We start from the raw sequence: 24,100 nt of genomic DNA on the forward strand, positions 1-24,100 counted from the left end.
CCCTCCCCGCTTCCCCGTGGGGTGAGCGAACCGCCTCTCCTCCGACCGCCCGTCCCTTGCACCGTGTCCCGGGCGCCGCGCTCCGCGCCGGAGGGTGGTGGTCAGTGTCCTGTGGGGCTGCGGCCGTGGTCGACGGCGTACGCGGCGAACACCTCCGCCGGCGTGCCGCCCGTGTGGAGGAAACGCTGGTCGAGGACGGCGGCGAGGTCGTCCAGCGCGCCGGCGAGCAGGTCGCCGGCGAGGCGCACGTCCGGCCGCCGGGCCGCCTGCCCGCGCTGGGCGAGGGCGGCGGCATGGCCCACCATGGCCGCGAGCGAAGCGTGGTCCTCCCCGTCGTGGAAGTAGTAGGCCTCGGCGTACTGGGTGAAGTCGATACGGACGCGCACGACCTCGGTGGCGAGGCCCTCCAGCAGCAAGGCCCCTGTCGTGCAGTCGATCTGACCCGTCGTCGGGTCGGCGCCGCGCAGCAGCGCCAGCCGGACGGCCAGGGCCCTCCGGCGCGACAGCGCCGGGTAGATCTCCAGCACCCAGGAGACCATGGCCGTCAGGAGGGCGAAGCCGACGAGGGCTTCCAGCGGCGAGACCAGGCGCAGCCAGCCCTCGCCGGGCGCGATGTCCCCGAGCCCCAGGGTGGCCACCGTGACGAGTGACAGGTACAACGCGTCGAGGAATGCCGGCTCCCGCGCCGCCTCGGAACCGGGCGCGAAGGTGAAGGACTCGGGCATGTGGGGCCAGTAGACGATGGCCCAGCCGAGGATGACGGTGCCGGCCCACATGCCCACGACCGTCACCATGGCGAGCGGCCCGACCAGCCCGACCACACGCCCGCGCACGCGGGGACGCCGGGCGAGTCTCCACAGGCCCGTCATGACGAGGCGGCTCAGACCGCCGCGGCGAGTGGGGTGCCAGAGGGTGTGGAACAGGTCCCGCAGGGTGACCATGACGAGCCCGGCACCGGCCAGCGAGACCAACCACTTCATGCACGTCTCCCACGGCCCTGTCGCTGAAGCGGAGCACCCTCTTCCGGAGCCTATGCCGAGGGCGGCACCGCGAGGCGCCGAATCGCCGCGTCGTCCCAGTGGCTCCGGTACGCTCCGCCGCTGCCGTTCCCCGGTCGTGCCGTCGCTCTGCCGTCGCCCCACGCGAGGCGGAGCTCAGGCCGGCTGCGGGACGACGGCGACCGGGCACTCGGAGTGGTGCAGCAGAGCGTGGGCGACCCTTCCGAGTTGCAGGCCGAAGTGGCCCTGTCGCCGCAGGGCGCCGACGACGACCAGGTCGGCGTCGGCCGACACGTCCAGGAGGACCCTGTGGGTGGGCCCATGGACCGCCTGGCGGTGTACCTCGACCCCGGGATGGTCCCGTGCGGGACGGCGCAGCCCCTCGTCGAGTCGCGTAACGGCCCGTTCCTCGTGGACACGGACGGCGTCCTCCTCGGCCACGAGGTCGTCCACGGGGTCGTGGGCGGGACGGCGCCAGGCCCGTACGGCATGAAGGGCGCAGTCGCGCGCCTCGGCCTCTCGGAACGCGAACCGCACCGCGGCGGCGCCGTGACCGGAGTCGCCGACGCCGACCACCACCCGCCCGAAGGAACCCCGCTGGTTCCGCTCCCCGCCCCGGACCACGACGACCGGGCAGACGGCGCGGGCCGCCACGGTCAGGCCGACCGACCCCAGCAGCATCCCCGCGAGCTCGCCACGGCCACGGGATCCCGTGACCAGGGCGAACGACTCGTGACCGGCGTGCAGGAGCGTGGAGACGGCGTCGTCGGGCAGGACCTCACCCGACACCTTCACCTCCGGATCGCGAAGCCGCGCGCGTTCGGCGCAGGACGCGACGATGTGCTCCGCCATGACCTCCTCGGCGGGTCGACCGGTACCGAAGGACGGGCGGCCCCCCTCGTAGCGCTCCCACAGCGACGCGTAGACCAGGCGCAGTGGCAGCCCATGACGTGCCGCCTCGTCCACCGCCCAGTCCACGGCCCGCAGGCTGGATTCCGATCCGTCGACGCCCACCACCAGCGGGAGTTCCATCGTCCCCATCGCCTTCCTGTCCGGCATCGGGAAACCCCTCCTGAACACCGTCGCACCGTCCGGGACCCAGCGCGACACGCGGGCCGCCCCCGACCGTGGACCCGGCCCGGGTTCAGTCGGGCCGGCTCCGGTCCGCGGCCTCCGGCGGTCCATCGTTCTCAGCTCTCCGTGCCGAGGTCGAAGACGATCCGGGCCTTGACCTGGCCGCGCAGCACCTCGTCGACGCACTCGTTCACCGAGGCCAGCGGACGGGTCTCGTACACGACCTTCGTGCGGCCCGCCGCGTGCAGCTGGAAGACCTCGGCCAGGTCCTGCCGCGTGCCCACGATCGAGCCGATCACCGAGGTACCACCCAGGACGGTGTCGAAGATCGGCACCTGGATCGTGCCGTGTGCCGGGAGCGCCACCATGACGAGCTTGCCGCCGCGTCTGAGGCCGGAGTTGACGGCCCGGAACGCGGCCTCGTTCACGGCGAGCGCGAGCGCGGCGTGCGCACCGCCGTGCCGCCGCAGTACCTCGCCGGGGTCCTCCCGGCGGGCGTCGATCACAAGGTCGGCGCCGAGTTCAGCGGCGAGTGCGAGCTTGTCGTCGGTGACGTCGACAGCCGCGACCGTGGCTCCCGCGATCTTCGCGTACTGCACCGCCAGGTGACCGAGGCCGCCGATCCCGGAGATGGCGACGAGTTGGGCGGGCCGGACACCGGCCACCTTCAGCGCCTTGTACGTCGTGACACCCGCGCAGGTCAGCGGGGCGGCCTCCATCGGGTTGATCCCGTCGGGCACCGGCTGCGCGAAGTCGGCCCGGGCGAGCATCTTCTCCGCGTGGCCGCCGTCGCAGCCGTACCCGGTGTTGACCTGCCGCTCGCACAGCGTCTCCCAGCCCGACAGACAGTGCTCGCACCGCCCGCAGGCACTCCCCAGCCATGGCACGGCGACGCGCTGGCCCACGGTGAGATGGGTGACGCCGTCCCCGAGGGCCTCGACCAGTCCCACGCCCTCGTGACCGGGCACGAACGGCGGGTTCGGCCTGACCGGCCAGTCGCCGCGCGCGGCGTGGATGTCGGTGTGGCAGAGCCCTGACGCCTCCACGCGGATGCGGACCTGGCCCGGTCCGGGCTCGGGATCGGGGCGCTCCTCGATGACCAGGGGCTCCCCGAGGGCCCGTACGACCGCTGCTCTCATGATCTCTGCTCTCCTTGGGGGTGCTTGGGGTGCTTGGGGTGCTTGGGTGGGGGGGCGTCACTGGTGGGGTACGACGGCGACGGGGGCTGTGGCGTGGTGCAGGACGGCGTGCGTGACGGGCCCGATGTGGGCGCCGAGCGGACTGCGGCGGATCCGGCGGCCCACGACGAGCAGGGATGCCTCACGGGAGGCGTCCACCAGGTGGTTGGCCGGGCTGCCGGGGCGGGGCTCCTCCACGACCTCCACGGACGGGAACTTCTGCCGCCATGGACGCAGTACCTCGGCCAGCGCGGCGGCGTCCTGACGGCGGAGTTCGGCGTTGAGCTCCAGGTCCACGGGCATGCCGTACGCGAAGTACGGCGGCAGGCTCCAGCCGTGGACGACCCGCAGGGCGGTGGAACGGCGGGCCGCGGCGTCGAAGGCGAACTCCATCACCGCGTCGTGCGGGTGGCCGGTGTCGAGGCCGAGAACGACGGGCCGGTACGGGGGCGCGGCGGACGGAATCCCGGCCGGGTCCATCGCGTGCTCGTCCGCGGCCTGCTCGCCGGCGCGGACGAGGACCACGGGTGTCTCGGCGTGCGCCACGACCATCTGGCCGACGGACCCCACCAGGAAGCCGCCGATCCCGCTCAGCCCGCGGGAGCCGAGCACCAGCAGTTCGGCGTCGGCGTCCTCGGCGACGCGCGCCAGCACCTCGCTGGGCCGGCCGTTGGTCTGTTCGACGGTCACGTCCACCCCGGGGTGACGCAACCGGAGGCCTTCCGCCGTCTCACGGGGTACGCTCCCCCAGCCTTCGGCCGGCGGGACCCCCGTCTCGCTTCGCTCGCTCCAGTGCTGCTGTGTCCCGGCACCGAGCAGCGCCGCCTGCGCCATGGGTTCCGGGACGGGCTCCCGCACGGTGACGAGCTTCAGGGGCAGGCCGCGCAGCTTCGCCTCGCGGGCCGCCCACTCGGCGGCGGCCCGGCTCTCGGGCGAGCCGTCGAGACCTGCGACAACGGTGAGGACCATGGTTCTGCCTCCTGAGCGAGGGTCGATTTCGTCGTGCCCGACACCCCACACTCTTGTGGCCGCGCGCGATGTTCTCCCGATGCCGAAGGTCCGCGGCCGCAGGGCCGAACGGCCCCATTCGCAGGTCCCGTTGGGCGGGTCCTGTTGGGCGGGTCGTGGGCGGACCCCCACCCGGTGCCGGGTGGCCCCGCCCAGGGGGCCGAGTGGCCCATGGTCCGTGGCCCGGCCCCGCGCGGACTCTGGAAGCGGCAGGTCCGTACGCCCTCCTGGAGGCACGCCATGAACACTTCCCTCATGCCGAGTACGCTGCGGGCGCTTCCCGCCGAGCACCGGGAGCGGCTGATGCGGAGCGCCCGGGAGGTGTCGTTCCCACCGGGCACCCGGCTCTTCGAGGAGGGCGGAACCGCTGACCGGTTCTGGATCGTCCGTACCGGCACCGTCGCCCTGGACATGCGTGTCCCCGGCCGCCGTGCCGCGGTCATCGAAACTCTCGGACACAACCAACTCGTCGGCTGGTCATGGCTGTTCGCCCCGCACTCCTGGCACCTGGGAGCCGAGACGACGACTCCGGTCCGGGCCTACGCCTTCGAAGCGGCGCCCGTACGGACGCTGTGCCGGGAAGACCCCGAGTTCGGTCTGACGATCTCCCAATGGGTGGGCGGCATACTGGCCCACCGGCTGCGCGCCGCCCGTACCCGGCTGCTCGACCTGTACGCCCCGTACGGCAGCGGAACCACCCTGTGACAGCCACGCTCGCCGGCCTCGGCGACCGACTTTTCAGCCGTCGCTCGCGACGCGCGGATCAGGTGGTCGGAGCCGGGCCGGGCGGCAGGTGGACCGTCATGATCAGGTGGCAGGCTTCGGTGCCGGAGCCGCGGTAGGTGTGGGCGGTGTCGCCGTCGAACGTGGCGGTCTGGCCGGCTTCGACGAGGTGCTCGGCGCCGTCGACGATCAGGGTCATCCGGCCGGAGGTGACGCTTACGGTTTCCACGACTCCGGCCTGGTGGGGGTGGCTTGGGTACTCCTCGTCCGGTTCCAGCCGCCAGCGCCAGACCTCGACCGGGGCCGGACCCGAGGTCGTCAGCATGAGCCGGGCCTCGCCGCCGCGCTCCCCGGTCCACAGGGGCGCCACGGCGTCGGCGGCCACGACACGCACGCGGCCTTCGGACGGTCCCTGCATCAGGGCGGACACCGAAATGCCGAGGGTGTCGGCCAGCCGGACCAGGGTGGCCAGATTGGGGTTGCCCTGGGCCTTCTCCAGTCCCACCAGGGCACCCTTGCTGACCTGGGCGCGCCTGCCGAGTTCCTCCAGGGACAGACCCGCGCGGGTGCGCGCCGCCCGGACGTTGTACGCGACCGTCCGCAGGGCTGCGGCTGTCTCGACCACCTGATCACCGTCCTTGCTGAACCATTCGAATGCACCGGCCGGTCGTTTGGTTGACGACGGCCGGTCGTTTTGTTGTACGGTTCGGTCGTTCGAATGAATGGTAAAGGATGTCAGTAAGGAATGTGCTGTGATCGCTCTGCTGCTGGCCCTCGGCAGCTCACTCGCCTACGGATGCGCCGATTTCCTCGGCGGCCTCGGCGCCCGTAAGGCCCATGTGCTGCGTACCGTGATGATCGCGGCCCCGGCCAGTCTCGCGGTCGAACTGCTGCTGTGGCCTGCCCTCGGCGCCTCGTTCAGCAGGGCGGCCCTCGGCTGGGGTGCCGCGTCGGGGGTCGCGTCGGCCGCCGCGTTCGCCCTGCTCTACCGCACCCTGGCGATCGGCCCGATGAACGTGTTGTCGCCCGTGACCGCGCTGGTGTCCGCCGCGCTGCCCGTCGGTGTGGGTCTGCTGCAGGGTGAGCACCTGAGCACCGCGGGGCTGCTGGGTCTGCCGCTCGCGCTGGTGGCGGTGGTGCTGGTCAGCGCCGGACACGGCGCGGGCTCGGCACGCCCCTCACGTACGGCGCTGCTGCTGGCCTTCGGCGCGGGCGCCGCCATCGCCCTCCAGTTGGTCTTCCTGCACCAGTCGCCGTCCGACAGCGGTGTGGCCCCGCTGATCATCGGCCGGGCGGTGTCCTCGGCCGTCATCCTGATCGCGGCGGGGCTGACGCACCGCAAGCTGGGCCCCGAGCGGCCCGCGTACGCGATGTCGGCCGCCGCGGGCGCGCTGGACTCCGTGGCGAACCTGCTGTTCCTGCTGGCGGCCCGCAGCCATGACCTCGCCGTCGTCGCCGTGATCATCGCCCTCTACCCGGCGGGCACGGTCCTGCTCGCCCGCGGCGTGCTCGCCGAACGCATCCACCGCGGCCAGCTCGTCGGCCTGGGCACCGCCGCCGTCGCCGTCAGCCTCCTCGCCCTGACCTGAGCGAGCCCTCGTTCGGACGAGCGAACCCACCACCCCCACCAGTTTCATCAGCCCACGAGTCCCGTCAGCCCACTCGACCTCACCCCACGAGCCCCAAACAGCCCCTCCAGTCCCACTCGACACAGGAAACGGAAACCCGCCCATGCCCTCCTTCCACCTCGCCCCCGCCGTCGCGGACGCCTTCCCCGACACCCTCATCGCCCTGGTCACCGCCACCGGCCTGCGCGGCCGTGAACCCTGGCCGCACACCGTCACCGCCGTCGAGGAGCTGGAGCAACAGCTCGCCGACGGCACCTGGCAGCCCGCCGACGAGACCGATCCCCGCATCGAGGCCTGGCACACCGCCTACCGTTCCTTCGGCACCAACCCCCGCCGCGTCCGCCCCAGCGTCGACGCGCTCGGCCGCCGCCTCACCAAGAAGGGGGCCCTGCCGCGCATCAACCCGGCGGTCGACTCCTACAACGCCGTCTCCGTCCGTCACGGCCTGCCCGCGGGCGCCTTCGATCTGGACCAGGTCGCCGGGGACGTCGTCATCCGCCACGCGGACGGCACCGAGTCCTTCACCCCGCTCGGCGAACCCGACACCGTCGAGCAGCCCAAGCCCGGCGAGATCATCTACGCGGACGCCACCGGGGTCCTGACACGTCACTGGAACCACCGCGACGCCCACCGCACCCGCGTCGGCGAGGACTCCGCCCACGTCGTCTTCGTACTCGAAACCCTCCACGCCACGCGCGACGGCGATCTCCTCAAGGTCGCGGCGGAGGAACTGCAGGGCCTGCTCGCCCCACACGCCGAACAGACCGCCGTGCACCACCTCAGCCCGGCACACCCCCGTGCCACGACCTGAGACAACGGCCCGGCCGGGCCGTCCCGGGCCGGGGCTTGACCTTGCCCCTGAGGGCAGGGTCTAGCGTCGTCGTGCGAGGTGAACGGCATGAGGATCAGTGGACTTGCGCGTCGGGCCGACGTGACCACCAAGGCAGTGCGGTACTACGAATCGCTGGGAACGAACACGCCCAGCAGGTCCTGACCTGGCTGCGCGAGAACCCCCGGCGGGACGCCCGGTTCACCCTGTGCCTGCACGAAAGGCTGCCATGTACGTCCCCGAACACTTCGTGCCCGACGCGACCGCGGTCCGTGACCTGCTGACCGACCACGGCGCGTCCGACCTGATCACCATGACCGCGCAGGGCCTCGTGGCCACCCTGCTGCCCTTCTAGTACGACCCGGACGCCCGAGAACACGGCGCCCTCATCGGTCACATGGCGCGCGGCAACCACCAGTGGCGCGAGCCGGCGCAGGGCGAGGCCATGGTGATCGTCCGCGGGCCCGAGGCGTACGTGACGCCGTCGTGGTATCCGTCCAAGGAGGAGCACCACCGCGTGGTACCGACCTGGAACTACGTGATCGCGCACGTGTACGGGCAGCTGGTCGTGCACGACGACCCGGCCTGGATCGAGGGTCGGATACGCCGCCTCACCGACCGGCACGAAGCCGGCTTCGCCGAACTCTGGTCCGTCGACCAGGCACCGGCGAAGTTCGTCGAGCGGCAGTTGCGCGCCGTCGTCGGCGTGGAGGTGGTCATCAGCCGTATCGAGGCCAAGTTCAAACTCAGCCAGAACCAGCCGCGGGCGAACGTCGAGGGTGTCGTCGAGGGACTCGAAGCCCGCGGACCGTCCGTCAGGCGTCGAGGTCAACGGCAGCTTCGGCACCGGCTCCCGAACACGCGGTCCCGTCGGCCGTGCCACGAGCCGCACCGGGTCCTTCGGTCATACGGCGGCTCGCTTCGCCCAGGCCGTCGGCGAGCGCCTGGACCTGGTCGGGCGTGAGCGCGTCGAAGAGGGACTCCCGCACCGTGTCCACGTGGCCGGGTGCCGCCTGCTCCAGCAGCGTCATGCCCTCGTCGGTCAGCACGGCGTAGACCGCCCGCTCGTCACTCGGACAGGAACGCCGGCGCACCAGTCCGGACTTCTCCATCTGCCCGACCTGATAGGTCAGTCCGCTCTTGGAGTTGACCAGAGCACAGGCCAGTTCGGCCATCCGCAGCTCCCGGTTCGGCGCTCCGCCGAGCCGGGCGAGGATCTCGTACTGCAGGCCGGACAGGCCGAACTCGCGCTTGAGCTGATGCTCCAGCCGTCGGTACAGCAGCGCGTGCGCGGTGGTGAAGGCAGTCCAGGCGCGCTTCTCCTCCTCGTTCAGCCATTGGGTATGGCCCACGTCACATTCCTCCCTGTTGTTCAAATTGGAACTACAAGTCTATCGTCCATCTTACGTTCAAATTTGAATCAATCTACGCCACGGGAGATGCCATGACCACCAGCCCCCTCACGCCCGCCGCCACCGTGCGCACCCGGGTCCGTATTCCGCTGCGCTTCTCCGACGGCTACCGCGTGACCGCCGACGTGGTCACCTTCCACGGCCTGGCCGACGGCGCCGAGCACGTCGCCCTGATCCTGGGTGATCCGTCCGCCACCGCCACCCCGCTGGTGCGTCTGCACTCCGAATGCCTCACCGGTGACGTCTTCGGCTCCGCGCGCTGCGACTGCGGACCCCAGCTGCGCGAAGCCACCGAGCGCATCGCCACCACCGGAGGCGTCCTGCTCTATCTCCGCCAGGAGGGCCGCGGCATCGGCCTGTACAACAAGCTCGACGCCTACGCCCTGCAGGACCAGGGCCTGGACACCTACGAGGCCAACCTGGCGCTCGGCCTCCCCGAGGACGCCCGCGACTACACGGCCGCCGCCCAGATGCTCACCGCCCTCGGCATCACCGAGCTGGACCTGCTCACCAACAACCCGGACAAGGCACGGCAGTTGGACGACCTCGGCATCGCGGTCGCCCGGACCGTCCCCACCGGCGTGCACACCACGCCCAGCAACCTGCGCTACCTGCACGCCAAGGTCCAGCACACCCACCACACCATCGCCCTCGCTCCGGTGCCGAGCCTGGCCGGCTGACGCCTGGAACGATCCCCCGTCCTGAGAAAGGCATCGCCATGGGCACACCCATGGTCCGCGCGGTCAGGTCATCCGGCGTTGAAGCGGTACGAGCCCGCCCGGGCCCGGTAGACCTCGTAGGCCGCACCGCCCGAGGTGTCGTCACGGACGTGAGTGACCCCCTCGGGCGCGGTGACGGGCCTGTTCTGCGTGGGGACCCAGATCTCGGCGTCCGTGTTGTGGGGAACGGTGACCGCGAGGTCGATCCTGCCGTCCGGTAGGCGCCGCCACTTCGAGGACACCTTGCCGCGCACGGTGTCGATGGAGGCGCTGACGTGGTCGAGGGTCGCGGGTGACAGGTCGGTGTCCTCGGTGCTCTTCGGGACCAGGCTGTTCACCGCCACCGAGGGAATGTACGGGCGGATGCACAGCGACTCGTAGGCGATGGAGGTCGGCCTGATGCCGGCCAGGCTCTGGTAGAACCAGGTGGCCACGTTGGAGCGGTAGTGGTGGTTGACCGAAAGCCGGTCGGTCCACTGTTCCCACAGAGAGGTGGCGCCCTTGGCGATCTGGTGGACGTAGCCGGGCTGGCCGGTCTGCGTGACGGCCTTCAACGCCACGTCCGTGTAGCCGTACTCGCTGAGGATGTTGAACTCGTAGCGCGAGCCGTACATGTCGTTCTGGATGTGCTGGTCCGCGGCCACGATCCGGTCGGCGAGCAGCTTCGCGAGGGCACTCTTGTTCTCCGCCAGCGTCTTCGTGCCGGACAGGTGGCGGGGGTCGTCGGGGCTCAGGTCCGAACCGGGGACCAGGTCGAAGGCGATGGCCATGGCGTTCTCGCTGGAGATGCTGCCCTGGGTGAAGCAGCCCTTGGAGGTGTCCCAGTAGCTCGCGATGAACGCCTTGCGCAGGGTGCGCGCCAGCTTCGCGTAGTGGTCGGCGCGTGCGGTGCGGCCGAGCCCGCGTCCCACCTCGTCCATGTAGTCGCAGAAGTGGATGTAGAAGGCGAGGCTGATGACGGCGTTGTTGCCGGGGCTCTCCGCGCCGGAGTAGGCACCCAGGGACGCTTCGAACCTGTAGTCGTTCTCGGCGGTGAACAGCGTCTCGTAGTACTGCAGGAGCGTGTCCTGGTGGTCGTACAGCTCGGCGAACAGGCTGCTGTTGCCGTAGTACGTGTGCAGCTCCCTCGGAATGACGAAGTACGCCGAGTCCCAGGCAGGCACCGCCTTCCACGCGGCGTTCCAGCCGGGGGTGTGGTCGTAGCCGTAGCCGCCCTTGGCGATGGGGACGATCATGGGCAGCTGGCCGGTGGAGATCTGTGTGTCGGGGAAGTGGCGCAGGTAGGTGGTGAGGACGGCGTTGACGTCCCAGGTGAGGGACTCCGACTCGGAGCTGGCCATGGCGTCGCCGGTCCAGCCGTTCTTCTCGCGGGAGGGGGTGTCGGTGGGCTTTTGGACGAGGTTGTTCCGCTCGGCCCACTCCAGGTTGCGCTGGAGGCGGTTGATGAGGGCGTTGTCCGTGGTGAAGGTGCCGGTGCGGGCGAAGCCGGTCCGGGCGACGCCGACGGTCAGGGCCTCTGCGTCCTGCCCCGGGTCGGGCTTCCGGCCGAGCACGGCTTCGAGGTTCATGACCTCCAGATAGCGGAAGCCGAAGTGGCTGAACTGCTGTTCCCAGCTCTGCGTGGGCCGCTTGCCGACGGTGTAGTAGTGCGTCTGGAGGTTGGCGTCGTGCTGGAAGTTCTCCTCCTCGACGGAGAGCGGGGAGGCGGCCGTCCCGTCGCCGGCGACCATCCGGTTGCCGCCGCGGATCCGCAGGGTGAGGCCTTCCTTGTCGGGGCGCACGCCGGTGAGCCGCAGGCGGACGAGGCCCGTCAGGATCTGACCGTAGTCCAGGACCCAGATGCCTGAGCCGGGGGCCGTCTCCGTGATCGAGACCGGGCGCAGCGTCCGGTCGACCAGCACCGGCTCCGCCTCGTGGGCCCGTGGGACGGCGGGCTTGAAGCCGTCGGGAAGCGTCGTGGCGGGCAGGGCGCCGTGGTACTCGGGCGACGGTCCGGCGCAGCTGCCCGGCGGGATGAGCACGGTGGCCGGACGCCACGCGCGGCCGGTGGGGTAACCGACCGAGCGCCACTCCCCCAGCTCCTCCGCGCGCCGGGCGTCGTACTTCTCGCCCGAGTACACGGAGTCGAACGTCGTGGGCCCGTCCGCCGCGAGCCAGTCCTCGTCCGTGACGAGCGTCGTGCGGGAACCGTCGGTGTACGTCACGACGAGCTTCGCGCGCAGGCGGGGCTGGCCCGTGTAGGGGGCGAGCTGCCAGTACCACTCCTGCGGGGTCGTCACGCCGTACCAGCCGCGTCCCAGCTCGGCGGCGACGACGTTCTCCCGGCCCGCGCGCAGTGACGCGGTGATGTCGAAGGTGTCGTAGAGGACCGTGCGGTCGTAGGTGCTCTGGTCGGTGAGGAGCCGGGGCACGTTGGTCCGGCCGCGGTTCGCCCGCCTGCCGTCGACGGTGATCGGGTCGCCGTTGACGGTGAAGGTGACTTTGCCCGCGGCGCTCAGGTGGAGGCGGGCCGTGGCGACGCGGCGCCCTCGGGGCAGGGTGAACGCGCGGCGCAGCACCGGTGCCGGGCTGGCGATCGGCAGCACGCTGTTCTTGGACGGGATGAAGGGGTTCTTCGGCGGGAAGGTCAGCCCGTCGAGGGTGCCGATGCCGTTCTCGAACGGGTTGGCGCCGGTCGTGAGGTCGACGGAGAGGTCGCGGGCGCCGGTGCCGGTCACCTTGACGCCGCGCACGGTGGCGGAGGTGCCGCCGCCGAAGCCGAAGCTGCCGTGGCGGCGGATCTGGTCTCCGGTGAGCGTGCGGCTGTCGACCTCGACACCGTTGACCTTGGTGGTGACTGTGAGCCCGACGGCCGCGACCTCCACCGTGTGGTCGCGGGTGGCCCAGGTGTCCTTGGTCAGCCCGGTCCCCGCGGGGAGGGTGACCGTGCCGACCGGGACGCCGCGGGTGCCCGCGGTGGTGGGGTTGGTCTCGCTCTGCTGGTCGTAGAGGTCGACACCCCAGTCGGGCTCGGAGGTGCCGTCGTCCACCCAGGTGTTTCCGGCGTAGTGGCTGGTCCTCATCAGGAGCTGCATGTCGTCGCCGCTCTGCCGGACCGTCCAGTTGAGCGCCTCGCCCCAGGTCTTGCCGACGGGTTCGGCGCGCAGCAGCAGGGACAGGCCGCTCGCGGGGTCCGTGCCGCCGCGGAAGACGACGGTCGCGGTCAGGTCCTTCCAGTCGTGGTCCTGCGCCTCGCGGCCGCCGATCCAGCGCGCGCCCGACCAGTCCTTCTCGCCCTTCAATAGACCCGTCTCCCAGCTCGCGGGCTCACTCCAGGGGCCGGGCGCGCCCTTCCCGTCCCAGGTCCGCACCCGCCAGAAGTACGCGTGCTCGGACCGCAGCGTGCCGCCCTCGTAGGCCACTTCGGTGCTGTTGGACCTGGCCACCCTGCCGCTGCGCCAGACGTCCGCCTTGCCCGGCCCGGTGCCGACCTGGATCTCGTACGCGGTCTGTCTGGCCACCGGAGGCACCCAGCTGAACGCCGGTGCGGTCTCGGTGCCCAGGGGCTCCACCCGGGAGCTGACCCGCAGACGCGCAGGAGCGGAGCCGTGCCCGCCGGATGCCGCCCCGGCCGACTCCCCGCGTGCCCCGGCCGGCGCCCCGCCCGCCGCGACCGCGGCCGGTGCGCCGGCGAGCGGGAGAGAGGCCCCCGCTGCCGCGGCCGTCATGATGCCGAGCATGTGCCGGCGGCTCAACGCACTTCTGTTCTCCTCGGCCACGGCTCAGATTCCTTTCGCCGGCGCAGCAGGGGCGCCCCTCCCCCGAGGGTTCCTGAAACGTTTCAATACCTTCCAAGTGGAAAGCTTACGAGCAACCGCGACGGAAAGACAATGGCCGGCGGCGGCTACCCTCGCAGGGTGTTCAACTCCGCGGACCTGGAAGCGACCTTGAGACACAGGGAACGGGCGAGGATGCGAATACCAACCACGTGGTAAGTTTTCTCTCTCGGTCGGCGACCGTCGACGCCGTCGACGCACCCGGCCGATCCGGAGCGGCTTCGTCGGGGAGAGTGAGCTCACCGTGGGTCAGGCAAAAGCGCGTGGACCGTACGCCAAGACACCAGCCCGCCGAGCGGAGATCGTCCGGGCGGCACGCGACAGTTTCGCCGAGAAGGGCTACGCCAAGGCCTCGCTGCGCGACATCGCGGAGCGCGTCGGCATCACCCACGCTGGACTCCTGCACCACTTCCGCAACAAGGACGAACTCCTCGCCGAGGTGCTCGCCCAACGGGACGCCGAGGAATGGCAGCGGGGGCTGGAACAGGTCGACAGCCCGGACCAGCTCGCGCCCTACCTCGGCGAGCTCATACGGCATCATCAGAAGGCGCCCGAACTGATGCGCCTGTGGATCGAGCTCGCGGCCGCGGCCTCACGCTCGGATCACCCCGCCCACACCTACTTCGTCGAACGCTACGAACGCGGGCGCGCGCAGTTCGCCGAGGGGTTCCACGACGACGCGGCCCGCGGCAGGCTGCGCGAGGGCGTCAGCCCCGAGAGCGCCGCCGTCCTCTTCCACGCCGTACTCAACGGGCTCCAACTCCAGTGGGTTCTAGACCAGGAGCTGGACATCACCGGCCCGGTCACCGACTTCGTACGCCTCCTCTTCGACCAGGAGCCCGACCGGGACCGCCACCAGAACCGAGACCGCGAACAGGCCGGCCACTGAGCAGATCGCCGGACGCCGGGGCCCGAGCGGGTCGGACGGGCTCGTCGGTGACCAGGAAAACAAGCACTCCGCACCGAAGGAGCAGAGAACTTCCCATGGCAAAACTGGAGATCATCATCGCGAGCACGCGGCCCGGCCGGATCGGCCTCACCATCGGTGAGTGGTTCGAGAGCCACGCCAAGGAACACGGCGGCTTCGACGAGATCGAGCTGGTGGACCTGGCCGAGGTGAACCTGCCGTTCATGGACGAGCCGCACCACCCGCGCCTGGGCAAGTACACGCACCAGCACACCCGCGACTGGAGCGCCAAGGTCACCGAGGCGGACGCCTTCGTGTTCGTGATGCCGGAGTACAACTCCGGCTTCAACGCCGAACTGAAGAACGCCATCGACTACCTGCACCGCGAGTGGCAGTACAAGCCGGTCGGCCTGGTCAGCTACGGCGGTGTCTCCGCCGGCACCCGCGCCGTGCAGATGATCAAACAGGTGGTGACCACCCTGAAGATGACGCCGCTCTTCGAGTCGGTGGCGATTCCCTTCGTGCACCAGTTCCTCGACGAGGAGGGGGGCTTGGTGCCGAACGAGGTCATGACCGTTTCCGCGACGGCGGTGCTCGACGAACTCGTCCGGGTCGCCGAGGCCCTGCGCCCGCTGCGCTGAGCCTCGGCGGCTCCGGGTCTACCGGTCGTAGGCGAGGCGCGCCATGCGGGGCACCTGGCCGAAGGAGCCGGCGTGGAAGTCGGTGAACGCCTTGGTGATCTCCACCTTGGTGTTCATCACGAACGGGCCGCCGACGGCGACGGGTTCACGCAGGGGCGTGCCGCTGTAGACCATGACGCGCCCGGGCTGCTCGGGGTCGACGGCCGCGAGTTGCAGGGTCGTCGTCGCCCGACCGGTGCCCGGGTCGGACCAGCCGGTCTGCCCGGCACGCAGCTCCCGGCCGCCGACCAGCAGCGGTCCGTTCATCACGTGCGCGAACAGGCGGTGCTCGCCCGGGACGCGCAGGTCGTACGAGGCGCCTGGGTCGAGCGTGGCGACCAGTCCCTGGACCGGATGGTGGGTCCGGGCCGCTCCGGTGACGCCGTCGACGGTGCCGGCGTGGACGTCGATGGTGACGCCCGGCGCGTGCACACGGGGCATGGCGCCCTTGGTGAGGTCCTGGTAGCGCGACGGCGTCATCTTCTTGGCGGCGGGCAGGTTGAGCCACATCTGCAGCACGTGCGCGTGTTCGTCGCGGTAGGCGAGCTCGCGGTGGACGATGCCGCGCCCGGCGGTCATCCACTGCACCTCACCGGCCTGAAGCGCCCCCGTGTGGCCGAGGTTGTCGCCGTGTTCGAGGACGCCGTCGATGACGGTGGTGACGGTCTCCAGGCCTCGGTGCGGGTGCCACTCGAAACCAGGGGTCGAGAACCAGTCCTCGACCAGTGCGAGGAAGGGGTCGGTCAGGGCCGGGTCGGTGGGCACGAAGACGAGGGCCTTGTCGTCGACCTGCGCGTCGGGGCCCAACTGCTGCTTGGTGGTGATGCGGGTGAGGGTCCGCTGCCCCGTCAACTGTGCGTTCATGATGCTGCTCCGGGTGGGAAAGGGTGGGGCGGGGCTCAGGCGACACGCAGGGCGATCTTGCCGCGCGTGTGGTGGGTGGCGAGCGCCCGCAGGGCTTCGGCCGCCTCGGTGAGGTCGTAGGACCGCTGGATGTCGATGGTGATCGTGCCGTCGGCGAGGTGCCGCGCCACGCGCCCGAGGATCTCCGGGCAGGGGCCGTGCGCGACGTTCGTGCGGCCGGGACCGTGGTCGCAGACGCCGTCGCCAAGGGCCTCGACGGTCCCGGCGAAGTCCCGCCCCAGGTTGATCGGCAGCTCGGGCGGGACCACGCCCTCGAACATGCCGTGGGCGATGTCCGAGTCCAGCCAGTTAACCGACGACGCCTGGACGCGCACCAGTACCTCTCCAGGTCCAGCGGTCGGTTCCGGGACGTCGTCGCACAGGAGCGGCCGCGCACCGAACGCGGCGACGGTGAAGGCCTTCATGATCACTCCTTGTGTGCCGGCCACGGCTATTGCATGACACATCATGGAACTTACATGACGCGTCATGCATTCCCCTAGACTGATGCCATGACCAAGTGGCTGACGACCGGGGAACAGCAGGCGTGGCGCGGACTGATCCACCTGACCGCCCAACTGCAAGCCGTACTGGGCCGGCAACTCCAGGACGAACACGGCATCTCCCTCGCCGACTACGAGGTACTCGGCCACCTGCACGACGCGCCGGACCAGCGACTGCGCGCCCGCGACCTCGGAGCCTCCCTCGTCTGGGAGCAGAGCCGCCTGTCCCACCAGCTCGCCCGGATGCAGCGGCGCGGACTGGTCGAGCGGGAGGAGTGCGAGACCGATCGGCGCGGTGCCACCTTCCGCCTCACGCCCACCGGCCGGGCCGCCATCGAGCAGGCGGCCCCGGGGCACGTCGAAGCGGTCCGCGCCCTGGTCTTCGACGCCCTGTCACCGCACCAGGTGACACAGCTGGCCGGTCTGACCGGCCACCTCATCCACCACCTCGAAGACAGTCGCCCGACGGGCAGGGCCCGGCAGGTCGGCGCGACCACCGGCAACCACCGAAGTGCGGCAAGTCCACGGAACCGCGGTCAGGGCGGCAGCAACTCCCAGGGGTGAATGACGCCGACCGCCATCGCGCCAACCGCTCTTTGCGACCATTGCGCCGGCGGAGCGTTTCCGTCCACCCGGCGCGCCATTCAGTCCGCCGCCGCTCCGGAGACCAGCGGGAAGCCCCTCAGGATCTGCCGCAGGTGCATCACCTGACGGGGGATGAACTCCGCGATCGTGAACCCGACGACATCCCCGGCCCCCTTCAGGTCGTCGACGACGCGCCGCACCTCGCCACTGGTGAGCCCGTCCGGTTCGGGACCGAGCCCGAGGACGATCTCATCGCTGTCGACCGTGTCGACGTCGAAGTGGATGGCCGGACGTGAACACCCGGTGGCCGCGAGCCAGTCGAGCAGTGGCCGCGACGACTCCCGGAGCTCGTCGGGCGCGAAGGCCTTCAGCCCCCACTCTGCGATCTTCGGGAAGACGTCGTCCTGCCACGAGTGCAGCCCCACCAGGGCGACCCGGTCCGGGGATACGGCCGCCGGAAGCAGCTTCAGCACGTCCGGGTCGCCCTGGCCGATGAGCGCCGACACCGCCATCGCGTGGTACCCCTCGTACTCGGTATCAGGAGTGTCGAGATCGGGGTGCGAGTCGATCCAGATCACCGCCAGGTCGTCGCCGTAGCGGCGGGCCGGCTCGGCGAACGGCGCGACACTCACCGCGCATTCGCCGCCGAGCGTCGCGATACGGGCCGGGTCGTGTTGGCGGATGATCTCCAGAGCCCGCGCCAGTTGCTCGACGACGACCTCCTTGGCCTCCACGCCGTCGCGCAGCTCGATGCCCTCGTCGGACATCGTCACCGGCACCGTCGCCGTGGGGCCGTCGTGCGGCGGCAGCACCGCCTCCAGAACCGCCGAGCCCACGGCGTAGCCCCGGCGGGCCACGTCGAACGGGAACTCGGAGGCGAACTGTTTGACACTGGAGGACCCGGCGCCCTGCCACTGGGGCCAGACAAGGCGCAGGTCGACACCCTCGTGGTCCGTCACAGGATTTCCTTTCACCCTCGCTGCGTGGTTCATTGCCGCCGCCGACCGGGGTCCGTGCGATGTGATCGACACGACACCGGCCCATCGATTCAAATTTGAAGCAGACTGGGCTATGGTCGACTCAGTGAGATTCAAATTTGAATCACACGGCTCGTCCACCCTCGCACTCGACAACCCCAGCCCGTCGCCCCTCCAAGCCCCTGGAGTTCCGTCATGTCCACTTCCCTCGGCCGCGCCACCACCGACGCCGCCCCGCGCTACGCCAAGCAGCTCGCCTCGCACTTCGGCCGGAAGATCCCCATGAAGGAGACCCCCGAAGGCGGGTACCGCCTCACCTTCCAGCAAACCGACGTCCTGCTCCAGCCGGCGGAGGACCACCTGCTGATCCGCGTCACCTCACCGGACGGGGCCGCGCTCACCGCCATCCAGGACGTCGTGGGCAGCCACCTCGAACGCTTCGGCCGCCGCAACGAGTTGACGGTCACCTGGGAGCTGTCGTGAAGGCCGTGGTCATCACCGGCTTCGGTGCCGGTCCGCTGCTCACCGACCTGCCCGTACCGGAGCCGGGCCCTGGCGAGCTGCTGGTCCGCCTGCACGCCGCCGCGCTCAACCCCTTCGACTGGAAGGTCGCCGACGGAGCTCTGAAGAACGTCGTCGAGCACCGCTTCCCCCTCGTCATGGGCTCGGACGGCGCCGGCGTCGTCGAGCGCGTCGGCCCCGGCGTGAACCTCTTCCGGCCGGGCGACAGGATCTACGGGCAGTTCATGAACGTCCGGCACGGGCGGGGCTCGTACGCCGAGTACGCCGTCGCCTCCGAGGACGGCAGGATCGCCCGCATACCCGACGACCTGCCGTTCTCCGTGGCCGCCGCACTGCCCACCGCCAGTGTCACCGCCTATCAGGCCATCGAGACGGCCCGGCTCGACACCGGGCACGTCATCCTCGTCAACGGCGCCTCCGGAGGTGTGGGCCAGTCCGCGGTCCAGTTCGCCGCGAACGAGGGAGCCCGAGTGCTGGCCACCGCCACCCCTGACATCGCCGCCCACCTCCGGGACCTCGGTGCCCGGGAGACCATCGACTTCACCACCGCGCCCACCGGCGACCAGGTCCTGGCCGCCCACCCGGACGGCATCGACGCCGTCCTCGACCTGATCACCCACCCCGGCGGCGACGGCATCGACGCCCTGGCCGGCCTGCTCAAGCCCGGCGGCATCCTCATCAGCACCAATTACGCCGCCGATCCCGACGCGCTGGCCGCCCGCGAGATCCGTGGCGTCAACCTCTCCAGCAGCCCGACCCGGGCCGAGCTGGAAGCCATCGCCGACCTCGCCGCCGCCGGAAGGCTCCGCATCACCATCGACACCGAGGTCCCCCTGCCCGACGCCCCCGCCGCCGTGACCGACGCCCGCTCCGGCCATGTCCGCGGCAAGAGGATCATCCGTCTCTGAGCCCCGCTCATGAGCACGACGGCGGCGAGCACGACGCCCGGTCCTTGTCACCCTGCCCTCGTCACGCTGTCCTTCTCACCCTGCCCTCGTCACGCTGTCCTTCTCACCCTGCCCTTGTCACCGCCCAGGGCGCAGGCCCAGCCGGCCCCTTTCGATCGGCCTCGCCCGCGGCCGTCCTGGGCGGGTCGCCTTCACCCTGACACGCTCATATACCGCACCGGCCTCGACCACCAGGTCACCGGGCACGATGGCCAAGCGCGCGTTTCCTACGAGGACTACGCGGTCGCCCTGGTGGACGAGATCGACCACCCGCAGCACCTCGATCGGCGCTTCACGGTGGGCTACTGACGCGGCGCCGAGGCGGGCAGCGCCACGCCCGTTTCCGTCGTTCCCGTGCTCTCAGCGCAGCTGCTCCTTGAGCCACCGCAGAACGTCCGGCGTCACGGGATCGGTGATGTCGGCGAACTCGTCGTGCCGTTCGAGGAACTTGGCCACGTACGTGCAGACCGGCACGATCCGTTTCCCGGACTCCCGTACGTCGGCGAGCGCCCCTTGGACCAGCTCCGTGGCCAGTCCCTGACCGGCGAAGGCGTCGTCGATCTCCGTATGGAAGAAGACGCGCCGTCCACCGCGGTCACGGTAGGCCGTCAGCCCGGCGCGCCGGCCGTCGACCACGATCTCGTACCGGTCTTCGGCGTCCACGCGCTGGACGATCCGGTGGGCGGGAGGCTGACTCATCAGATGCCTTTCGTACGAGGGTCAGTGGCGCGGAGGATTCCCGCGCGGTGTGATGACGGGCGTTGGGCAGGGCCGGAGCGGGCAGGCGGTGTCCCGGATAGCCTTCCACGGTGCCGAAGCGGTCGGTGCCCGTCTGCCAGTCCTCCCGCGCCCGCACGATGTCCTCGTGGCTGCGGCCGATGAAGTTCCACCACATGACGATCTCCTCCTCGGAAGGAGGACCGCCGAGCAGGATCGTGCGCGCGGGAGCGTCCGACGCGTTCTCCAGCGTCACGGCGTCGGCGCCGCAGGGGACACAACCGAGTTCGTCCGGACGCAGCGCGGTGCCGATCAGGCGGACGTCCCCGGTGTCCACGAGGAGGCCGTGCTCGAAGGTGGTGTCCAGGGCGAGGGTGACCGTCGCACGCGGTTCGAGGAGGATCTCTGCACCGAGCAGCGGGGGGAAGGTCCGCACCGGGAAGGTGCTTCCGCCGAGCGAGCCCAGGAAGACCCTGATCTCGGCCCCGTGGACCCCCACGGGTTCGGGCACGTGGTGCTGGATGTCGCGAGCGGCGTTCCGGTGCTCCTCGGGCAGCGCCACCCACAGTTGGACACCGTGGACGACGGTGGTGCGCGGGGTGGAGACCTCCGAGTGGGCGATGCCGTGTCCGCCGGTCATGAGGTTCACCTCGCCGGGCCGGATCAGGGCACGGCTGCCGAGAGTGTCGCGGTGCTCGATCTCGCCGCTGAACAGCCAGCTCACTGTCTGAAGGCCCGTGTGCGGATGCGCGGGTACGTCCATGCCCTTCGCGGTGGCGTCGGCCGGGCCGATGGGGTCCCCCGCGCGAGCGAAGCCGAGCGTGGGGGAGGTCGGCGAAACACCAGGCTCCGATCAGCGTCCGGGCCCGCTGCGGCAGCGTCCGGCGCACGTGCAGGGCACGCGGTCCGCCCAGCGGCACCTCCCGCGCCGACAGCACACCGATCCGAGGACCCTCGGCCGGCCGGCCGGCCGTCCACGGCCGCCCCGCATCTCAGTGCCGTCGGCCGGGTTTCCACGTTGCTCACCGGGACCACCTCTCAGCCGATCTAGTTGTTGCATCAACTACCATGCCACGAGAGCACACCGACGGCCACAGCACACACCTGGCGCGTGGCCGCGTGACAGCCCCGCAGGAAGCGCGAAGTGAGCGACCTAAGCCCCGGATCCGCGGGCCGGAGGATCTATACCGACAAGCAGAGTCCCAAGCCTTCCACGCCCTGGCGCAGACCTCGGAGGCGAAGCGGCGAAGGACGCGCCGAACACCGACACGCAGGAGTCCGGGCAGGCATCCGGTGCGGGCGCCTCGGTCGGCACAGGTCACGCCGACAGTTGCCTGACGCGTCACCTGATCCTCTGGCCGGCTTTCCGGGTCAGCAGGCGTCCTCGTCCAGCTTGCCGATGACGCGCTCGGAGATCTCGGCCAGCACCCGCAGCTCCGCCGGTGTGACGTGATCCATGAACAGTTCGCGCACCGCCTCGACATGACGCGGGGCGGCGGCCTCGATCGCCGCACGCCCGGCGTCCGTGATCACCACGAACGCACCGCGCGCGTCCTCGGCGCACTCCTCCCGCACCACCAGGCCCCGCCCGGCCATCCTCGCGATGTGGTGGGACATCCGGCTCTTCTCCCACTCCAGCGCCCTGGCCAGATCCTGGTACCGCTGCCGTCCGTCAGGCGTGTCCGTCAGGTTGACCAGCACCGCGAAGTCCGCAGGCGACACCTTCGACTCCGACTGCAGCAAGCGGCCCAGACGCCCGCCGAGTCGCTCGTGCAACCTGACAAAGCCTCGCCAGGCGCGCTGCTCCTCCGGTGTCAGCCATCGCACTGTTTCTCCCATGGAGAAAGTGTAAACGTAGTTGACGTTTCACCGAATTGCCCCAGGGCCGGTCATGACTCCGCAGGCGCGGCGCGACCTGCTCTGCGGGTCAGTTCACCTGGATCTTCGAGGCGTTCTCGGCCAGCCAGTCGTCGAAGCTCCTGAGCGCCGGGTTGATCTCCCGCAGCCGCTCCAGGTCGCGGGCGCCGGTGAACTCCTGGTCGAAGTCGCCGTAGTACTGGAACATGTTGGCGATCTCGTCGCCCGCCGGTACGCCGAGGCCACGGAAGACGTCATAGGGCACCGACTGGAAACGCACCGGCTCGCCGAGCACGGCCCCCAGCTTCTCCGCGTACTGAGCGCCGGTCAGGTGGTCGCCCGCCAGATTGACGGTGCCGCCGATGAACGGTTCGCCGCCTTTGAGGACGGCGTGAGCGGTGCGGCCGATGTCGGCCACGTCCACCCCGGCCAGCAGCTTGCCGTCCTCGAACGGCATGGCGAAGGCCAGCAGACCGTCCTCGCCGCGCTTGGGGGCGAAGGTCTGCACGAAGCCCTGGAAGTAGAAGGTGGTGTTCAGGTAGGTGGTCGGCACCCCGGCCTGCCGGAACAGCTCGTTGGCCTCACCCTTGGCGTCGAAGTGCGGCACGTTGTACTTCTCCTGCAGGACGGGCATGCGCTCGTCGTCCAGCGGGAGCAGTTCGCGGGTGTCCTCCAGCGTCGACCACACCACGTGCCGCAGACCGGCGGCCTTGGCCGCCCGGACCAGGACCTCGATCTCCTCGGTCTCCTTTGCCGCCGAGCCGTGCGCCCAGAAGTTGGTGACGAGGAAGGCTCCGTAGGCACCCTCGAAGGCCTTGTGCACGCTCGGCTCGTCGAAGAAGTCCGCCCGCACGACCTCGGCACCGAGCTCGGCCAGTTCCTTCGCGGCGGACGAGTCCGGGTTCCGGGTCAGCGCACGCACCGTGAAGCCCGAGTCCGGATCGGCCAGGATCGCCCGAGCGGCGCCACCACCCTGCGCGCCCGTGGCTCCGGCGACCGCGATGACCTTCTTGTCGTTCATGACAGCTGCTCCTGCCTCAAGGAGGAATTCATAGTTGATACATCAACTACTAGACCACATGACGGTTGACGTGACAACTTCTTCGAAGCGAGTTGGACACGGCAGCGGCAGACGCCGCGTATCAGCTGTAGAAGTTCTTACCCCAGCGATGCCCTGCCAGCAGCGAGAGTTGGTGTGCGGTGAGCGGCGGCGCGTCGGCGATCGCCGCGTTGCGTTCCACGTTCGTCAGCGACCGCATCCCGACGACGACCGTGGAGACCGCCTGGCCGGCGAGGGCGAAGCGCAGGGCGATGGACGGGAGTTCCCCGACAGAGGTCCCCAGGTCGGTGAGGATCGCTTCCACGCGCTTTTCGACCTGGGCGGGCCGGTCCTCCCTGAAGTACCAGTTGCGCCAGTCGCCCTCCGGGAAGGTGACGCCCGCACGGATCGAGCCCGTGAGGGCGCCTTCGTCGAGTGCGACCCGGCCGATCACACCGACGCCGTACTCCTCGCAGGCCGGCAGCAGGGCGTCGGACGGGGCCTGTTCGAAGATGTTGTAGATGACCTGGACCGCGTCCACCACGCCGGTACGCAGCACCGTGAGCACGTTCTCGGGCCGGTGGTCCTTGACGGAGATCCCGAAGAACCTGATCCTGCCCTCCCGCTTGAGGGCGTCGACCGTCTCAAGCCAGTCGCCGCGTCCGGTCCACTCGTCCTCCCAGGTGTGCAGCTGAAGGAGGTCGACGTGGTCGCGGCCCAGTTCGCGCAGGCTGGTCTCCAGGCTCTCGCGGAGGTGCGAGCCGGGGAACGCCTCCATGGGGTCGACTCCGCTGGGCGCCAGGGAGACCGGGACCTTCGGTCCGACCTTCGTCGCCACGTGTACGCCGTCCCCGCCACCCCGGAGTTCCTTGAGCGCACGGCCGACGACGCGCTCACTGCGGTCGTAGGCCCTGGCGGTGTCGATGAAGGTGACGCCCAGGTCGATGGCGCGGTGCAGGGCGCGCACGCCGGAGTCGTCGTCGGCGCCGACCCAGGCACCCTGGCCCAGTCCCCAGGCGCCGTAGCCGATCTCGGACACGGTCAGTCCGGTGCGGCCGAGTTCCCGATAACGCATGCGC

General features: G+C 70.5%; 24 protein-coding genes and 1 pseudogene. 10 read left to right on the top strand and 15 right to left on the bottom strand.

Annotation, left to right across the window (positions count from 1 at the left end; translation table 11 throughout):
- Positions 1 to 101: 101 nt before the first annotated feature.
- The 4 genes from AB0959_RS26160 to AB0959_RS26175 form a co-directional block, all read right to left on the bottom strand.
- Positions 102 to 980: a potassium channel family protein gene (locus tag AB0959_RS26160; RefSeq protein WP_366828991.1), complete on the bottom strand. Its 879-nt coding sequence runs from the start codon at positions 978 to 980 to the stop codon at positions 102 to 104.
- Between the two features lie 174 nt (positions 981 to 1,154).
- Positions 1,155 to 2,030 carry a universal stress protein gene (locus tag AB0959_RS26165; protein WP_366829042.1) on the bottom strand — a complete coding sequence of 292 codons (876 nt, stop codon included), beginning with the start codon at positions 2,028 to 2,030 and terminating at the stop codon, positions 1,155 to 1,157.
- 158 nt (positions 2,031 to 2,188) lie between these two features.
- Positions 2,189 to 3,211: a zinc-dependent alcohol dehydrogenase gene (locus AB0959_RS26170; protein WP_366828992.1), complete on the bottom strand. Its 1,023-nt coding sequence runs from the start codon at positions 3,209 to 3,211 to the stop codon at positions 2,189 to 2,191.
- Positions 3,212 to 3,268: 57 nt separating this feature from the next.
- Positions 3,269 to 4,219 carry a universal stress protein gene (locus AB0959_RS26175; protein ID WP_366828993.1) on the bottom strand — a complete coding sequence of 317 codons (951 nt, stop codon included), beginning with the start codon at positions 4,217 to 4,219 and terminating at the stop codon, positions 3,269 to 3,271.
- Positions 4,220 to 4,498: 279 nt separating this feature from the next.
- Here AB0959_RS26175 and AB0959_RS26180 point away from each other — a divergent pair, with 279 nt between their 5' ends.
- Complete coding sequence (locus tag AB0959_RS26180; RefSeq protein ID WP_366828994.1) at positions 4,499 to 4,963, top strand: cyclic nucleotide-binding domain-containing protein; 465 nt, start codon at positions 4,499 to 4,501, stop codon at positions 4,961 to 4,963.
- Positions 4,964 to 5,021: 58 nt separating this feature from the next.
- Here the strand turns inward: AB0959_RS26180 and AB0959_RS26185 are convergent, their stop codons facing one another.
- Entirely contained in the window at positions 5,022 to 5,606 is a 585-nt protein-coding gene (locus AB0959_RS26185) for an XRE family transcriptional regulator (RefSeq protein ID WP_366828995.1), read from the bottom strand.
- 127 nt (positions 5,607 to 5,733) lie between these two features.
- On the opposite strand from AB0959_RS26185, the gene AB0959_RS26190 reads away from it, so the two are divergent.
- The 3 genes and pseudogenes from AB0959_RS26190 to AB0959_RS26200 form a co-directional block, all read left to right on the top strand.
- The gene (locus AB0959_RS26190) at positions 5,734 to 6,570 is read left to right on the top strand and encodes an EamA family transporter (protein WP_366828996.1); all 837 of its coding nucleotides are present in this window, start codon (positions 5,734 to 5,736) and stop codon (positions 6,568 to 6,570) included.
- A 142-nt stretch (positions 6,571 to 6,712) separates the two neighbouring features.
- Positions 6,713 to 7,420 carry a phenylalanine--tRNA ligase beta subunit-related protein gene (locus AB0959_RS26195; RefSeq protein ID WP_366828997.1) on the top strand — a complete coding sequence of 236 codons (708 nt, stop codon included), beginning with the start codon at positions 6,713 to 6,715 and terminating at the stop codon, positions 7,418 to 7,420.
- A gap of 247 nt (positions 7,421 to 7,667) precedes the next feature.
- Positions 7,668 to 8,153 (top strand): annotated as a pseudogene (locus AB0959_RS26200) (FMN-binding negative transcriptional regulator); the annotation flags it as partial.
- Positions 8,154 to 8,253: 100 nt separating this feature from the next.
- Here the strand turns inward: AB0959_RS26200 and AB0959_RS26205 are convergent.
- Positions 8,254 to 8,790, bottom strand: coding sequence for a MarR family transcriptional regulator (locus AB0959_RS26205; protein ID WP_366828998.1), 537 nt, complete (start codon positions 8,788 to 8,790; stop codon positions 8,254 to 8,256).
- Positions 8,791 to 8,882: 92 nt separating this feature from the next.
- Between AB0959_RS26205 and ribA the strand changes: the two genes are divergently transcribed.
- Positions 8,883 to 9,530 (top strand): GTP cyclohydrolase II, encoded by a 648-nt coding sequence (ribA, locus tag AB0959_RS26210; protein ID WP_366828999.1) that lies wholly within the window; start codon positions 8,883 to 8,885, stop codon positions 9,528 to 9,530.
- A gap of 68 nt (positions 9,531 to 9,598) precedes the next feature.
- On the opposite strand, the gene AB0959_RS26215 is transcribed toward ribA, so the two are convergent.
- Positions 9,599 to 13,327, bottom strand: a complete 3,729-nt coding sequence (locus AB0959_RS26215; RefSeq protein WP_366829000.1) for a family 78 glycoside hydrolase catalytic domain — start codon at positions 13,325 to 13,327, stop codon at positions 9,599 to 9,601.
- 301 nt (positions 13,328 to 13,628) lie between these two features.
- Between AB0959_RS26215 and AB0959_RS26220 the strand changes: the two genes are divergently transcribed.
- Both AB0959_RS26220 and AB0959_RS26225 read left to right on the top strand, forming a co-directional pair.
- Positions 13,629 to 14,273, top strand: coding sequence for a TetR/AcrR family transcriptional regulator (locus AB0959_RS26220; RefSeq protein ID WP_366829001.1), 645 nt, complete (start codon positions 13,629 to 13,631; stop codon positions 14,271 to 14,273).
- A gap of 95 nt (positions 14,274 to 14,368) precedes the next feature.
- Complete coding sequence (locus AB0959_RS26225; RefSeq protein ID WP_366829002.1) at positions 14,369 to 14,932, top strand: NAD(P)H-dependent oxidoreductase; 564 nt, start codon at positions 14,369 to 14,371, stop codon at positions 14,930 to 14,932.
- 18 nt (positions 14,933 to 14,950) lie between these two features.
- Here the strand turns inward: AB0959_RS26225 and AB0959_RS26230 are convergent, their stop codons facing one another.
- The gene (locus tag AB0959_RS26230) at positions 14,951 to 15,835 is read right to left on the bottom strand and encodes a pirin family protein (RefSeq protein WP_366829003.1); all 885 of its coding nucleotides are present in this window, start codon (positions 15,833 to 15,835) and stop codon (positions 14,951 to 14,953) included.
- A 35-nt stretch (positions 15,836 to 15,870) separates the two neighbouring features.
- Complete coding sequence (locus AB0959_RS26235) at positions 15,871 to 16,299, bottom strand: zinc-binding dehydrogenase (RefSeq protein ID WP_366829004.1); 429 nt, start codon at positions 16,297 to 16,299, stop codon at positions 15,871 to 15,873.
- A gap of 87 nt (positions 16,300 to 16,386) precedes the next feature.
- On the opposite strand from AB0959_RS26235, the gene AB0959_RS26240 reads away from it, so the two are divergent.
- Positions 16,387 to 16,941, top strand: a complete 555-nt coding sequence (locus AB0959_RS26240) for a MarR family winged helix-turn-helix transcriptional regulator (RefSeq protein ID WP_366829005.1) — start codon at positions 16,387 to 16,389, stop codon at positions 16,939 to 16,941.
- 80 nt (positions 16,942 to 17,021) lie between these two features.
- On the opposite strand, the gene AB0959_RS26245 is transcribed toward AB0959_RS26240, so the two are convergent.
- Positions 17,022 to 17,921 carry an arginase family protein gene (locus AB0959_RS26245; protein WP_366829006.1) on the bottom strand — a complete coding sequence of 300 codons (900 nt, stop codon included), beginning with the start codon at positions 17,919 to 17,921 and terminating at the stop codon, positions 17,022 to 17,024.
- 213 nt (positions 17,922 to 18,134) lie between these two features.
- On the opposite strand from AB0959_RS26245, the gene AB0959_RS26250 reads away from it, so the two are divergent.
- Together AB0959_RS26250 and AB0959_RS26255 are read left to right on the top strand one after the other, a co-directional pair.
- Positions 18,135 to 18,422, top strand: coding sequence for a DUF2218 domain-containing protein (locus AB0959_RS26250; protein WP_366829007.1), 288 nt, complete (start codon positions 18,135 to 18,137; stop codon positions 18,420 to 18,422).
- Entirely contained in the window at positions 18,419 to 19,369 is a 951-nt protein-coding gene (locus tag AB0959_RS26255) for an NADP-dependent oxidoreductase (RefSeq protein ID WP_366829008.1), read from the top strand. Before AB0959_RS26250 ends, AB0959_RS26255 begins: the two co-directional genes overlap by 4 nt.
- A gap of 399 nt (positions 19,370 to 19,768) precedes the next feature.
- Here the strand turns inward: AB0959_RS26255 and AB0959_RS26260 are convergent, their stop codons facing one another.
- The 5 genes from AB0959_RS26260 to AB0959_RS26280 all read right to left on the bottom strand — a co-directional run bounded on the left by AB0959_RS26260 (position 19,769) and on the right by AB0959_RS26280 (position 24,096).
- Complete coding sequence (locus tag AB0959_RS26260) at positions 19,769 to 20,107, bottom strand: GNAT family N-acetyltransferase (protein WP_366829009.1); 339 nt, start codon at positions 20,105 to 20,107, stop codon at positions 19,769 to 19,771.
- Entirely contained in the window at positions 20,004 to 20,888 is an 885-nt protein-coding gene (locus AB0959_RS26265) for a pirin family protein (protein WP_366829010.1), read from the bottom strand. Before AB0959_RS26265 ends, AB0959_RS26260 begins: the two co-directional genes overlap by 104 nt.
- Positions 20,889 to 21,496: 608 nt before the next feature.
- Positions 21,497 to 21,964, bottom strand: a complete 468-nt coding sequence (locus tag AB0959_RS26270) for a helix-turn-helix domain-containing protein (protein ID WP_366829011.1) — start codon at positions 21,962 to 21,964, stop codon at positions 21,497 to 21,499.
- 88 nt (positions 21,965 to 22,052) lie between these two features.
- Entirely contained in the window at positions 22,053 to 23,003 is a 951-nt protein-coding gene (locus AB0959_RS26275) for an NmrA/HSCARG family protein (protein ID WP_366829012.1), read from the bottom strand.
- Between the two features lie 121 nt (positions 23,004 to 23,124).
- The gene (locus AB0959_RS26280) at positions 23,125 to 24,096 is read right to left on the bottom strand and encodes an aldo/keto reductase (protein WP_366829013.1); all 972 of its coding nucleotides are present in this window, start codon (positions 24,094 to 24,096) and stop codon (positions 23,125 to 23,127) included.
- Positions 24,097 to 24,100 lie beyond the last annotated feature (4 nt).

This window comes from Streptomyces sp. NPDC046862, assembly GCF_040704615.1.
In the GTDB taxonomy this organism is placed as follows: Bacteria; Actinomycetota; Actinomycetes; order Streptomycetales; family Streptomycetaceae; genus Streptomyces.